This is a genomic window from Nannocystis exedens (assembly GCF_002343915.1).
GTDB classification, from domain to species: Bacteria; Myxococcota_A; Polyangia; order Nannocystales; family Nannocystaceae; genus Nannocystis; species Nannocystis exedens.
Window position 1 is genome coordinate 7,257,247 of sequence record NZ_NETK01000001.1, and the last position, 12,850, is coordinate 7,270,096.

The 12,850-nt window shown below is 70.6% G+C and carries 13 protein-coding genes; 11 read left to right on the forward strand and 2 right to left on the reverse strand.

Annotation, left to right across the window (positions count from 1 at the left end; all coding sequences use genetic code 11):
* Positions 1-307 precede the first annotated feature (307 nt).
* Positions 308-1,198, forward strand: a complete 891-nt coding sequence (panB, locus tag NAEX_RS28570; RefSeq protein WP_096330644.1) for a 3-methyl-2-oxobutanoate hydroxymethyltransferase — start codon at positions 308-310, stop codon at positions 1,196-1,198.
* A gap of 4 nt (positions 1,199-1,202) precedes the next feature.
* Positions 1,203-2,039 (forward strand): pantoate--beta-alanine ligase, encoded by an 837-nt coding sequence (gene panC / locus NAEX_RS28575; protein WP_096330645.1) that lies wholly within the window; start codon positions 1,203-1,205, stop codon positions 2,037-2,039.
* 306 nt (positions 2,040-2,345) lie between these two features.
* Here panC and NAEX_RS28580 read toward each other — a convergent pair whose 3' ends face one another.
* The gene (locus NAEX_RS28580; protein ID WP_143140357.1) at positions 2,346-2,897 is read right to left on the reverse strand and encodes a hypothetical protein; all 552 of its coding nucleotides are present in this window, start codon (positions 2,895-2,897) and stop codon (positions 2,346-2,348) included.
* A 300-nt stretch (positions 2,898-3,197) separates the two neighbouring features.
* Between NAEX_RS28580 and groES the strand changes: the two genes are divergently transcribed.
* The 7 genes from groES (at position 3,198) to NAEX_RS28615 (ending at position 9,594) form a co-directional block, all read left to right on the forward strand.
* Positions 3,198-3,497 carry a co-chaperone GroES gene (gene groES / locus NAEX_RS28585; protein WP_096330647.1) on the forward strand — a complete coding sequence of 100 codons (300 nt, stop codon included), beginning with the start codon at positions 3,198-3,200 and terminating at the stop codon, positions 3,495-3,497.
* A 52-nt stretch (positions 3,498-3,549) separates the two neighbouring features.
* A complete protein-coding gene (groL, locus tag NAEX_RS28590; RefSeq protein WP_096330648.1) occupies positions 3,550-5,196 on the forward strand; it encodes a chaperonin GroEL in 1,647 nt (548 codons plus the stop codon).
* A gap of 153 nt (positions 5,197-5,349) precedes the next feature.
* The gene (locus NAEX_RS28595) at positions 5,350-6,165 is read left to right on the forward strand and encodes an SDR family NAD(P)-dependent oxidoreductase (RefSeq protein ID WP_096330649.1); all 816 of its coding nucleotides are present in this window, start codon (positions 5,350-5,352) and stop codon (positions 6,163-6,165) included.
* A gap of 66 nt (positions 6,166-6,231) precedes the next feature.
* The gene (locus NAEX_RS50840) at positions 6,232-7,284 is read left to right on the forward strand and encodes a hypothetical protein (protein ID WP_170135310.1); all 1,053 of its coding nucleotides are present in this window, start codon (positions 6,232-6,234) and stop codon (positions 7,282-7,284) included.
* Between the two features lie 47 nt (positions 7,285-7,331).
* Positions 7,332-7,868, forward strand: coding sequence for an RNA polymerase sigma factor (locus NAEX_RS28605; RefSeq protein WP_096330651.1), 537 nt, complete (start codon positions 7,332-7,334; stop codon positions 7,866-7,868).
* Positions 7,868-8,629: a hypothetical protein gene (locus NAEX_RS28610; RefSeq protein WP_096330652.1), complete on the forward strand. Its 762-nt coding sequence runs from the start codon at positions 7,868-7,870 to the stop codon at positions 8,627-8,629. The genes NAEX_RS28605 and NAEX_RS28610 overlap by 1 nt, the downstream gene beginning before the upstream one ends.
* A 179-nt stretch (positions 8,630-8,808) precedes the next feature.
* On the forward strand, positions 8,809-9,594 hold the full coding sequence (locus NAEX_RS28615) for a hypothetical protein (RefSeq protein ID WP_143140359.1): 786 nt from the start codon (positions 8,809-8,811) through the stop codon (positions 9,592-9,594).
* A gap of 7 nt (positions 9,595-9,601) precedes the next feature.
* On the opposite strand, the gene NAEX_RS28620 is transcribed toward NAEX_RS28615, so the two are convergent.
* The gene (locus NAEX_RS28620) at positions 9,602-11,290 is read right to left on the reverse strand and encodes an ABC1 kinase family protein (RefSeq protein ID WP_170136082.1); all 1,689 of its coding nucleotides are present in this window, start codon (positions 11,288-11,290) and stop codon (positions 9,602-9,604) included.
* A gap of 61 nt (positions 11,291-11,351) precedes the next feature.
* Between NAEX_RS28620 and NAEX_RS28625 the strand changes: the two genes are divergently transcribed.
* Both NAEX_RS28625 and ttcA read left to right on the forward strand, forming a co-directional pair.
* On the forward strand, positions 11,352-11,975 hold the full coding sequence (locus NAEX_RS28625; protein ID WP_143140360.1) for a hypothetical protein: 624 nt from the start codon (positions 11,352-11,354) through the stop codon (positions 11,973-11,975).
* 46 nt (positions 11,976-12,021) lie between these two features.
* The gene (ttcA, locus tag NAEX_RS28630; protein ID WP_096330656.1) at positions 12,022-12,840 is read left to right on the forward strand and encodes a tRNA 2-thiocytidine(32) synthetase TtcA; all 819 of its coding nucleotides are present in this window, start codon (positions 12,022-12,024) and stop codon (positions 12,838-12,840) included.
* The last annotated feature ends 10 nt before the right edge of the window (positions 12,841-12,850 follow it).

Sequence of the window (12,850 nt, forward strand, 5' to 3'; positions counted from 1 at the left end):
CCCATCAAAGTCATCTTTTCCCAGTGAAGAAAATAAGTCTCCGCGAAGACACGGCGGGAACTTCACACTCGGGTGATTTTTATCACCGCAATGCGGCGAAACAACGCACCTCGAATCACGGGCGTTCGGACCGTGAACTCGTCGTCACACGCTCGAGGACACGATGCGCCCGGGCCGCGAGGCGAGGCGTGAATCGGCCCGCACACACGTCGCGATCCACAGCCGATGGCGGCCCGGGAGCGCGGCGGCGAAATTCTTCGTGGACGGCGACCTCGGTGCTCTGCGATATGCTTCCCGCGAGCGACGTATGACCCTCGGAGCCAAGCCCGCAGCAACCGGGGAGATCCCCGCGACGACGCGCCGCGTGACCGCGCCGGTGCTCCATCAGTACAAGCGCCAAGGCCAGCGCATCGTGATGATCACGGCGTACGACGCGACCTTCGCTCGCCTCGTCGACGAGTCGGGCGCAGACGTGGTGCTGGTCGGGGACAGCCTCGGGATGGTGATGCAGGGCCACCCGCACACGCTCGAGGTCACGCTCGAGCACATGTGCTACCACGCCCGTTGCGTCCGGCGTGCGGTCCAGCGAGCGCACCTGGTCGTCGACCTGCCGTTCATGAGCTACCAGGTCAGCCCCGAGCAGGCGCTGCTGTCCGCGGGTCGGCTCGTCCAAGAAGGCGGGGCCGAGGCGGTCAAGCTCGAGGGCGGCGGCCGGGCCGATGCGGTTCGCAAGATCGTGCAGGCAGGCATCCCGGTGATGGGGCACCTCGGCCTCACGCCGCAGAGCGTCCACGAATTCGGGGGCTTCCGCGTGCAGGGTCGCGAGGACGCCGCCGCCGAGCGGCTGCGTCAGGACGCGTTGCAGCTCCAGGAGGCCGGCGCGTACGCGGTGGTGCTGGAAGGCATCCCGGCGGCGCTGGCGCGCCAGATCTCGCAATCGCTCGCGATCCCGACCATCGGCATCGGTGCAGGCGTCGGCTGCGATGGACAGGTGCTGGTGATGCAGGACCTGCTCGGCCTCGACGACCGCTTCAAGCCGCGCTTCGTCAAGCGCTTCGCTGAGCTCGCCGGGGTCGTGCGCGACGCGTTCGCCACCTACGGCCGCGAGGTCCGCGAGGGCAGCTTCCCCGGCGCCGAGCACAGCTTCGGCCCGTCGCCCGCGTCCCCGGGCGGCTCTTCGGAGCCGACGACGGAGTAGGGCCATGCTGGTCTTTCGGACATGTTCGGAGATGCAGGTGTGGCGGGCCTCGCTCGACCACGCGACGCGCGTCGCGTTCGTGCCGACGATGGGCTACCTCCACGAGGGCCACCTGTCGCTGCTGCGCGAGGCCCGGCGCCGCGGCGATCGCCTGGTGCTGTCGATCTTCGTCAACCCGACCCAGTTCGGCCCGAACGAAGACCTCGCCCGCTACCCGCGCGACGAGGCCGGCGACCTGGCCAAGGCGAGCGAGTGCGGCGTCGACGTCGCGTTCTGCCCGACCGACCCGCGCGAGCTGTACCCCCAGGGGACGAACACGTGGGTCGAGGTCCAGGGCCTCGACCGTCACCTGTGCGGGGCGTCGCGCCCGGGTCACTTCCGCGGCGTCTGCACGGTGGTGGCCAAGCTGTGGGGGCTGGTCCGGCCGGACGTGGCGCTGTTCGGCGAGAAGGACTTCCAGCAGCTGGCGATCCTGCGGCGCATGCACGCCGACCTGTTCCTCGGCGGGGAGGTCGTCGGCATGCCGATCGTGCGCGAGCCCGACGGCCTGGCGATGTCGAGCCGCAACGCCAACCTGTCCCCGGAGGCACGTGCGCAGGCGCTGGCGATCTCGCGCTGGCTGGCCGCCGTCCGCCAGCGCTTCGAAGCCGGCGAACGCGAGGCGACGGCGCTGCTCGGCGACCCCGCAGCCGCGCTCGCGCCGGGACGGGTCGACTACGCGTCGCTGGTCGACGCCGACGACCTGCAGCCGGTCACCGAGGTCGCAAAGCCGGCCCTGTGCGCCGTCGCGGCGTTCTTCGGCGGGGTGCGCCTGATCGACAACACGGTCCTGCGACCGTGAACGCAGGGACGCGCGGCGCCCGGCCGCGCAGCCTTGCCGCTGAGGACCCGAGTCCGCCGCGCGAGCACAGGCGCGAGACGGGTCGCCGCGCTGATCGCCGCCGAAGGGATGATGGGCGGAGCGTCGCTCTGCGGGCGAGGTCACAGAGCCGTGGCAGTTGCCGCGAGGCCCGCGAGCAAGCGGTCGAAGCGGCGGCCTGCTCACGACCTGGCGGGTGTTCGTACCGAAGCGCCGCCCTCGTCACGAGTGGGGTTCAGTGCGACGAACTCGAGTGCGCCGGCGGGCGGGGAACTCGAGTTCGCCAGTTCACTGCACCACGTCGCGCTTCCCGCGCACCAAGACGACGCCGGCGGCGCCGAGGCGCTGCTCGTCACGTGGATCGCCGTACTTCTGCCAGCGCTCGTACAGGGCGAGCAGGTCGCCGTCCGGGCAGCTGTCGGTGGCCTCGGAGATCGCCTCGGCGGCGGCCTCGAAGGTGACGGCGAGGGTGCGGAACACGGCGGGCTCGCCGATCTGGCGATACGCGCTGGTGCCGATGGAGCGCACGTAGCGCAGGTTCACCGGGGTGCGGTCGACGCTGTGCGGGACGACGCCGGCGATGAACAGCGCCCGGTCGCCGACCGCCCGCAGCGCCTGAGCCCGCCGGGCGCCCTGCTGCTCGCGGGCCGCGAGGTACTGCAGCGCCAGCGGCCCGGCGGTGCGACCGGCGACGCTGGTCCGGCGCACGTGGTCGGCGAGCATGTGGACCACGTAGGCTCCGACCTCGGTCGGCAACGCGCTACCGGTCTTTCCCTGGGCCACGCGCTCGTAGAAGAAGGACTCGAGGGTTCCTGCAAAACGAAGTTCTGGCTCGGGCATGGGGAGATTCCTATTTCCCCACGCTACCAGAGACGACCGGCCATGCAAGCCAATTATGTGAGTTAACCGCACGGATGCCGAGCCGAGAACGTCCCGACAGGAGGGGTTGACCGGGTTGGGACTCGCTTTACACTCCGCGCCGCGTTAGCACTCCTACATGGGTGATTGCTAACCGAGCCCCCGCAAATTTCCACGGCGATTACGCAGAGTTAGGCGGAGTCGCGCGGGAACGCTCGCAACCGCGAACAGCATCTTTCCCCCCACGGGGCCTGCATTCGGAAATCCCAGGAGAGACCGCAGATGACAACGACGAAGGTTCGTCCCTTGAACGATCGCGTGCTGGTGAAGCGCATGTCCGAGGAGGAGAAGACCGCCGGTGGTCTGTTCATCCCCGACTCCGCCAAGGAGAAGCCCGCGAAGGGCGTGGTGATCTCGGCCGGTCCGGGCAAGGTCGACGACAACGGCAAGCGCACCCCGCTCGAGGTCAAGGCGGGCGACAAGGTCCTGTTCGGCAAGTACTCCGGCACCGAGATCAAGCTCGACGGCGAGGAGCACATGATCCTGCGCGAGGACGAGATCCTCGCCATCCTCGAGGCCTGAGCGGGCCTGACGACGCAACCGTTTTTTCCCCCAACCACACGAGACACACATCATGGCTGCCAAAGAAGTTCGTTTCGAAGAGTCCGCTCGTCACGCGATCCTGCGCGGGGTCAACATCCTCGCCGACGCGGTCAAGGTCACCCTCGGGCCGCGCGGCCGTAACGTGGTGATCGAGAAGTCCTGGGGCTCCCCGACGGTCACGAAGGACGGCGTGACCGTGGCCAAGGAGATCGAGCTCGAGGACAAGTTCGAGAACATGGGCGCGCAGATGGTCAAGGAGGTCGCCTCGAAGACCTCCGACATCGCCGGCGACGGCACCACCACCGCGACGGTGCTCGCCCAGGCGATCTACCGCGAGGGCCTGAAGATGGTCGCCGCGGGCCACGACCCGATGGAGCTCAAGCGCGGCATCGACATCGCCGTCGAGGCGCTGATCTCCTTCATCAAGGGCAACCTGTCGAAGGCCACCAGCAGCGACGAGGAGGTCGCGCAGGTCGGCACGATCTCCGCCAACGGCGACGAGGAGATCGGCAAGCTCATCAGCAAGGCGATGAGCAAGGTCGGCAAGGAGGGCGTGATCACGGTCGAGGAGAACAAGTCCTCGACGACCGACCTCGACGTGGTCGAGGGCATGCAGTTCGACCGCGGCTACCTCAGCCCGTACTTCATCACCGACCAGGAGCGCATGGTCGTCTCGCTCAGCGAGCCGTACATCCTCTGCTACGAGAAGAAGATCTCGACGATGAAGGACCTGCTGCCGATCCTCGAGCAGGTCGCCAAGCAGGGCCGCAGCCTCCTCATCATCGCCGAGGACGTCGACGGTGAGGCGCTGGCCACCCTCGTGGTCAACAAGATCCGCGGCGCCCTCCACGTCGCCGCCGTCAAGGCGCCGGGCTTCGGCGACCGCCGCAAGGAGATGCTCAAGGACATCGCCGTCCTCACCGGCGGCAAGGCCCTCACCGAGGACCTCGGCGAGAAGCTCGAGAACCTGAGCCTCAAGGACCTCGGCACCGCCAAGCAGGTCACGATCGACAAGGACAACACCACGATCGTCGACGGCGGCGGCAAGAAGGCCGACATCCAGGCCCGCGTCAAGCAGATCCGCGCCCAGATCGACGAGACCTCGTCGGACTACGACCGCGAGAAGCTGCAGGAGCGCCTGGCCAAGCTGGTCGGCGGCGTCGCCGTGATCAAGGTCGGCGCGGCCTCCGAGGTCGAGATGAAGGAGAAGAAGGCTCGCGTCGAGGACGCGCTCCACGCGACCCGCGCGGCCGTCGAGGAGGGCATCGTCCCCGGTGGCGGCGTCGCCCTCATCCGCGCCCAGAAGGAGCTCGAGAACGTCAAGGCCCCGACGCACGAGCAGAGCGTCGGCGTCAGCATCATCCGTCGCGCGATCGAGGAGCCCCTGCGCCAGATCGTGGCGAACGCCGGCGCCGAGCCGTCGGTCGTCATCAACGCCGTCCGCAGCGGCGAGGGTGCGTTCGGCTACAACGCCCGCACCGGCCAGTACGTCGACCTCGTCAAGGACGGCGTCATCGACCCGACGAAGGTCGTCCGCACCGCGCTGCAGCACGCCGCTTCGGTCGCCGGCATGATGCTGACCACCGAGGCGATGATCGCCGAGAAGCCCAAGAAGGAGGCCCCTGCGGCCGGCGCCGGCGCCCACCCGGGCGGTGGCATGGGCGGCATGGACATGTGAGCCCGGCCCGCGCCCAATGAACCGGGCGCGCGCGTACGAGCCCCGTTCCGCGAGGGACGGGGCTCGTCCTCTTTAAGGTCCGAGGTGTACGAGCCCCGATCGGTCGCGAGCGGGGCTCGTTTCTTTTGCGCGGGGTTTTGCTAGCGTCGCCGCGTGGAGCTCAAAGACAGGGTCGCGCTCGTCACCGGCGCGTCGTCGGGCATCGGCCTGGCGACCGCCAAGTTGCTGCACAAGTCGGGCATGCGCGTCGTGATGGTCGCGCGCACCGCCGCCAAGCTCGAAGCGGCGGCCGCCGAGCTCGGCGAGGGCGCCGTGGCGATCCCGTGCGACGTCGGCGACCTGTCCCGATTGCCATGGCTCATCGACCAGGTCGTGGCTCGCTTCGGCGGCCTCGACGTGCTGGTCAACAACGCCGGCGTCCACTACCGCGGCGACATGTTGCGCCACCCGCCGGAGGCGCTCGCCGAGATCTTCACGGTCAACCTGACGGCGCCGGTGGTGCTGACGCGGATCGCCGCCGACCACATGCGCGCCGGCGGCTGCGTCGTCAACGTCGCCAGCCTGGCCGGCAAGCTCGGCGTGCCCGGCTCGGCGGTGTACTCCGGGTCCAAGGCCGGGCTGCGCTTCTGGGCGCTCGCGGTCGCCGAGGACCTCGAGCGACGCGACCTTCGGATCGCCAACGTCAACCCCGGCCCGGTCGACAGCAGCTTCTTCGACGCCGACATCCAGGGCGTCAGCAACCTGACCTTCTCGCAGCCGATGAGCACCCCCGAGCAGTGCGCCGAGGCGGTGCTCGCTTGCATTCAGGACACGCGCAGCCCGATGGAGATCGATCTGCCCTTTGCGTCAGGCAAGCTGGCGACGCTCGGCTACCTGTCGCCGCGCCTGCGCGCGTGGCTGCGGCCGGCCCTGGAGCGCCGGGGCGCCAAGAACAAGGCGGCGTTCATGCGCCGTCGTGGGCTGTCCTAGGGGGCGGCCGTGCGCGCCGCTTTCGCCGTTGAAATCGCGGCGTCGGCGGACGATCCTCCCGCACGCGTGGGGATGCTTCACAACGGGCTGGCCGCGGCGCTGCTCGCCGGCTCGACGGGCCCAAATTCTGCCCCACCCGCGAGCCCGCGGCCGGTGGTCGAGTTCCGCTGGGACGCGCCCGCCAGCTGCCCGGCCGAGGCCGAGGTCATCGCCGAGCTCGAGCGGCTGCTCGGCGGACCGCTGGCCGAGCGCAAGGGATCGCGGCTGACCGCGATCGCTCGCGTGCGCCAGGAGCCGGGCGGCGGCTTCGACCTCAGGCTGTGGACCGTCAGCGACGAGGGCACGCTGCAGCGGTCGCTGACGCACGCGCAGTGCGACGCGCTCGCGCGCGCGGGGGCCCTGATCGCGGCGATGGCGATCGACCCGTCGGTCCTGGGGCGCATGTCCGAAGAGACAGACGCGGCCGAGGTCGCGGCCGAGGCGAAGACGGTCGAGGACCCCGAGCCGCCGCCGGAGCCCGAGCCGACACCGCCTGAGCCGCAGGTGGAGCCGCCGAAGCCCGAGCCGCCGCAGCCGCCGAAGCCGGAGAAGGTGAAGAAGGGGAGGCGCGTGCGCGGCGGCGTGCGCCTCGGCGCGGGTTTGAGCTTCGGCGACTTGCCGGGCGTCGGCGCATTAATAAGACTCACGCCGGCGCTGATCTGGCCGCGCGCGCGGCTCGAGTTCGAGGTCGGCTACGGGCCGCTGCGACGGGCTCGCTTCGACGACCAGCCCGACCGCGGAGCCGACCTGCAGCTCGCGGTCGGCGCGGTGCGCGGCTGTCCGCTGCTGCGCGCGCGCAAGTTCGAGTTCCCGCTGTGCGCCGGCCTCGAGCTCGGGGCCATCTACGGCCGCGGGGTCGGGTACGCCATCACCAGCGAGGGGCGCCAGCTGTTCGTCGCCCTGCACCTGGCGCCGGGCGTGTTCTACGCGCTCCATCCCCGGGTCGCGGTCGGCGCGATCGTCGAGGGCGCGATCCACCTCGTGCGACCCCGGTTCACCGTCGCGAACCTCGGGATGATCTATCACAGCGCCCTGGCGAGCGTCCGCGCGCTGCTGGCGGTGGAAGTCCGATTTCCGTGACCGGCCGTGATGATAATTCGCGGAGCCGGTCACCAACCCGCGACTCCATGGCTGCCGCCGCTCAAGCCGCCCCTCCGCCCAGCCCCGAGCTGGTGGCGGTGTACCGCGAGCACTTCCAGTTCGTGTGGCGCAGCGCCCGGCGGCTCGGCGCGCCCGCGCCCGCGCTCGACGACGTGGTCCAGGACGTGTTCCTGATCGTCGCGCGCAGGCTGGCCGAGTTCCGCGGCGAGGCCTCGGTGCGGACCTGGCTGTTCGCCATCACCATGCGCGTGGTCCAGGTCCACCGGCGCAGCGCCTCGCGGCACCTGCGGCGCGTGGAGGCGTTCGCCGAGGCGCACGCCGAGGGCGGCGGCACCGATCCCTACGCCCGCAAGGACGCGACCGACACCCTTTTAAAATTGCTCGACCAGCTCGATGACGAGCGCCGGGCGGTGTTCGTCCTCGCCGAGCTCGAGGGCATGACGGCGCAGGAGATCGCCGTCGGGCTCGGGCTCAACGTCAACACCGTGTACTCGCGGCTGCGGGCGGCGCGGCAGCAGCTCGAACGTGCGTTGCCTGCGGCGGCGCGGACGGAGGTGCGCTGATGCAGTCCGACAGGCTCGAAGACCTGCTCCGCGCCGAGCGCGAGGTCGTGCCCGAGCCGGGCGCGGAGGACCGGATCTGGGCGGCCGTCGAGCATCGCCTGGCCCATGGGCCAGCTCCGCCGAGCGGCGCCGACGTGGCGCCCGGGGCTCTCGGGGGGGCGACCGGCAGCGGAGTTACCCTCAAGGTGATCGCCGGGCTCGCGCTCCTCGCCGCCGCGGTCGGGGTGTGGGCCGCCCGCGATCGGCCCGTGCCGCCGCCGGTCGTGGCCGTCGCCGCGCCGATCGAAGCTGTCCCCGAGGTCAGGTCTAAAGTTCCCGCACCGGCGCCGACACCCGCAGGGGTGGAGGCGCCTGCGCCTGCGCTGGACCCTCCGGTGGTCGAGGCGCCCGCGCCCGAGCCGGCGCCGGCCCCCGAGGAGGCGCTGGAGATCAAGAAGAAGCCACGCAGCAAGCCGAAGGTCGAGGCTGCGCCGCCCGAGGACGAGCCCGCGGACTTCGCCGCCGAGCTGAAGCTGATCGGCCAGATCCGCGGCGCGCTCAAGCGGGGCGACAGCGCCGGGGCGCTCGCCGGCGTCGACGAGCACGAGCGGCGCTTCGGTGCCCGCGGACAGCTGGTGCAGGAGCGGCTCGCCTACCACGTCGAGGCGCTGTGCCTGGCGGGCCGCGTCGCCGACGCGCGGCGCGTCGCTCGCGAGATGCTGGCGAAGTGGCCCGACTCGACGCACGCGCCGCGGGTCAAGAGCAGCTGCGCCGGCGCTTGAAGTTTTGTGAATGTCTTATGAGACATGTACGTTCGTACATGTCCGTTTTGCCACGTCCAAAGATGGAATCGCCCGGACGGATGACCGCCGCCGGCGTATTCACGGGCTCACGCGGTCCTCGGGTTGAGGAACCTCCTGGCCCTGGCCCGCTGAAAAATCGCCGCGGCGGTAACGAAAAGATGGAACGAGAGAACGACGCCATGATGACCACGACTACTTTGAAGCTCCGCTCGATCTTCGCCGCCCTGTGCCTCGCGGCCTGCAACGCCTCGCTCGGCGACGGGACCGACAGCTCCGACGAGACCGGCGCCGACCCGACCGGCGCTTCGACGAACCCCAGCGGCAACCCCACGACCACCGGCGGCGACGTGCCCGGCCCGTGCAGCTCGTCCAACCCGTGCCCGGACGGCCAGTTCTGCTGGAACGGCATCTGCGCGCTCGGCTGCACCAACGACGGCGACTGCGCCGAGAACCAGTTCTGCGCGACCGACACCGACATGCTGTGCCACAACAAGGAGGTCACGACCTGCCCCGACGTGCCGTGCGAAGAGGGCCAGGTGTGCGTCAACGGCTTCTGCAGCACCCCGCCGCCCGACACGCAGTGCACGCCGTCGCTGGTGGACGACGGCTGCGAGTCGAACGCGGTGTGCCTGTTCAACGCCGACCAGGAGGCGAAGTGCTACACGCTGCCGTACTGCTCGCAGGACGACACCTGCCCGACGGGCGCCGAGGGGGCGGTGTGCAACAACGGCCTGCTGACCGACAAGGACAAGATCTGCCTGATCGGCCTGTGCACCGAGGCGTCGCACTGCCCGGCCGACTGGAAGTGCGTCAAGGGCCAGCCCAACAGCGTGGTCGGGTATTGCAGCGACGGCGGGACGTTCGCGCCGTGCAGCACCAACGAGGACTGCCTCAGCGGCGCGTGCGACCTGCCGTTCCCGGGCGAGCCCGGCTTCTGCCAGTGAGCTGCGCTCACGAGCGCCAGCGCAGGCCGATCACGCCGTAGGCGGCGGCCGCGTAGAACAGGGTCGAGATCCACGGGATCCCGAGCGGCGACGTCGCCGGGAGGCCGAGGCCGAGGGCGTACGTGCCGCAGGCGATGCAGGTGATCGTCAGCGCGGCGCGTACGCCCTGGTTCATGCGGCGCTCGGCCGCCTTGTCGAGCGCCGCCAGCGACGCGGGCGCGAGGCCGACGGCGAGGCGGCCCTCCTGGACGTCCTCGAGCAGCGCGGGCAGCCGCTGCGGCAGGCTGTGAGCCGCGCGCGACAGCAGGTGGAAGTCGGCCAGCAGGGTCTGCTTGATCCGCTCGCTGCTGTAGCGGTCCTGGACCATCTGCGAGATGAACGGGCGCGCCAGCTCGAGCGGGTCGACGTCGGGGGCGATCGAGCGGGCCAAACCCTCGGTGGTGAGGATCGCCTTGAACATCATGGTGAAGTCGGTCGGCATGCGCACGCGGTGGCGCGTGGCGCCGGCGACCAGCTCGCCGAACAGCTCGCCGATCTGCAGCTCGGACAGCGGCACGCCGCCGAGGTAGCGCTCGGCGATCTCGACGACGTCGGCTTCGAACGCGGCGTAGTCGACCTTGCCGGCGGTCGGGATCGCCAGGGCGTAGAACGAGCGGGCCAGCGCCTCCATGTCCTCCGACATCACCGCCCACAGGATGTCGATCAGCTTGTCCTTCATCGACGGCGACAGGCGGCCAACCATGCCGCAGTCGATGATCGCCAGGCGGCCGCCCTCCTGCACGAACACGTTGCCGGGGTGCAGGTCGCCGTGGAAAAAGCCGTCGATGAACAGCATCTTGTAGGCGGTCTTGAAGTAGACCTCCACCAGCGGGCGGGTGTCCTCGCCGGACTGCAGCACCTCGCTGAACTTGCGGCCCTCGACGAACTCCATGCACAGCACCTCCTCGGTGCTGAGGGCGTCGTAGACGACGGGGACGCGGACCTTGTCGTCGCCGGCGAAGTTGCGGTGGAACCTGGCGATGTTGCGCGCCTCGACGCAGAAGTCGAGCTCCTGCGCCAGCGACTTGGCGAACCCGCGGATGACGCCGACGAGGTCCATCGCCGCGGCCTCGGGGAAGGCCTCCTCGACGTAGGCGGCGGTCGCCAGCAGGATGTTGAGGTCGCTGGCGATCTTCGGCCGCAGGCCGGGGCGCTGGACCTTGAGGACCACGCGCTCGCCGGTCTTGAGGACGGCGCGGTGGACCTGGGCGATGCTGGCCGAGGCCAGCGGGGTCTCGTCGATCTCGGCGAACTGCTCGCGCCACTTGGGGCCGAGGTTGCTCCGCAGCTGGCCCTCGATCTGCTCGAAGGGCAGCGGCGACACCTGGTCTTGCAGGCAGGTGAGCTCGGCGATGACGGCGTCGGACAGCAGGTCGGGGCGGGTCGACAGGATCTGGCCGAGCTTGACGAAGGTCGGGCCGAGCTGCGTAAACGCGGCCACGAGGCGCTTGCCGGTGTCGGCGCTGCCGACGGCGGCGCGGGTCAGCTCGGCGCCCGCGAGCTCGACCTGCAGCTCGCGCCGGAGCTTGAGCTGGGCGACCCACCAGCCGAAGCCGTGGCGGACGAAGACGGTGGCGATCTCGCGGAAGCGGGCCACGTCCTTGGCGCCGGTGACGAGGGCGCGCGAGGAGCTGACGATCGTGCGCAGGACGGACACGCGCGCGCAGTATACGAGACCCGGCGTCAGGCAGCGGCGCCGGATCTGCTAGACTTGAGGCGTGCGAAGTCGGCTGTGGACATGGCTCCTGGTCGGAGCGGCCGTCTCCGGGTGCGACGCGCCCGAGGGCCGCACGCGAGCGGCCGCGGAGATGGCCGAGATGGCCGGCTCGCGCACCGCGGAGGCGGCGCGGGCGGCCCGCGCCTGGGCGGGGCAGCTCGGCCTCGGCGAGCTGTCCGAGGCGGCCAAGGGCTGGCTCCGCCAGGGCGCCGAGGCGTCGTCGTCGGGCATCGAGGCGGTGCTGCAGAAGGGCGAGCAGGTGGTCCCGGTGGCGGTGGAGATCGGGCGGGCGCTGGGCGGCGCGGTCGACACCAGCACGCAGTTCGAGCCGATCTACCAGGAGGTCCCGGGCGGCTCGACGGAGCTGGCGGTGCGGCGAGCGGAGGCCGACGCGGCGATCCAGGGCATGCCGCGCGTCGAGCTCATCGACGGGCTCTCGGTCGGCTTCAAGCAGCTGTCGAGCGTCGACGTCGGCCGCACGACCTCGGAGTCGGCGTACCTGGTGATGTGGCGCCAGCACGACCGGCTCATCGGCTTCGTGTTCCGCTCGCGCCGCGACGTCGCGCTGGCCGAGCTCGTGCGCGAGGCGCCGCGGCTGGTCGCGCTCGTGCGCTCGGTCCTGTGAGCAGGCGGTTGCTGCGCCGCCCCCGCCCTGGTATGCCCGGCCGGGCGTGGCGAGCCTCCAGCAGACGCTCTTGCGGCAGATCAGCCGCGCGAATCGGCGCTTCGGGCTGATCGAAGACGGCGACAAGATCATGGTCGCCATCTCCGGCGGCAAGGACTCGTGGGCGATGCTCCACCTGCTGCGCGAGTACCGGCGGATGGTGCCGTTCGCGTTCACGTGGGTGGCGGTCAACCTCGATCAGGGCCACCCGGGCTTCCCGGTCGAGGTGCTGCGCGCGTACCTCGAGCGCGAGGGCCACGAGCACCGGATCGTCCACGTCGACACCTACTCGGTGGTGAAGCGCGAGGTCCCGGCGGGCAAGGCCTACTGCTCGCTGTGTTCGCGGCTGCGGCGCGGGATCCTCTACGACGTCGCGGTCGAGCTCGGCTGCACCAAGATCGCGCTCGGCCACCACCGCGACGACCTGATCGAGACGCTGCTGCTCAACCAGCTCTACGCCGGGCAGCTCAAGGCGATGGCGCCGCGGCTGCGCTCGGACGACGGGCGCAACACGATCATCCGCCCGCTGATCCTGTGCGAGGAGCGCGACCTGGCCGCGTACGCGGTCGAGCAAGGGTTCCCGGTGGTGCCGTGCGACCTGTGCGGCTCGCAGGACAACCTGCGGCGGGTCTACGTCCGCCAGCTCCTGACCCGGCTCGAGGCGGACAACCCCGACGTGCGCCGCAGCCTGCTGGCGGCCGCCGGCAACGTCAAGCCGTCGCACCTGCTCGACGCCCGCCTGCAGGGCGAGGGCGACGACGACGGCGAGCCGGCGGGGGCGAGCGACGTGCCCCTGATCTCGCCGCGGCTGCTCGTCAGGACATGAAGGAGAGGAC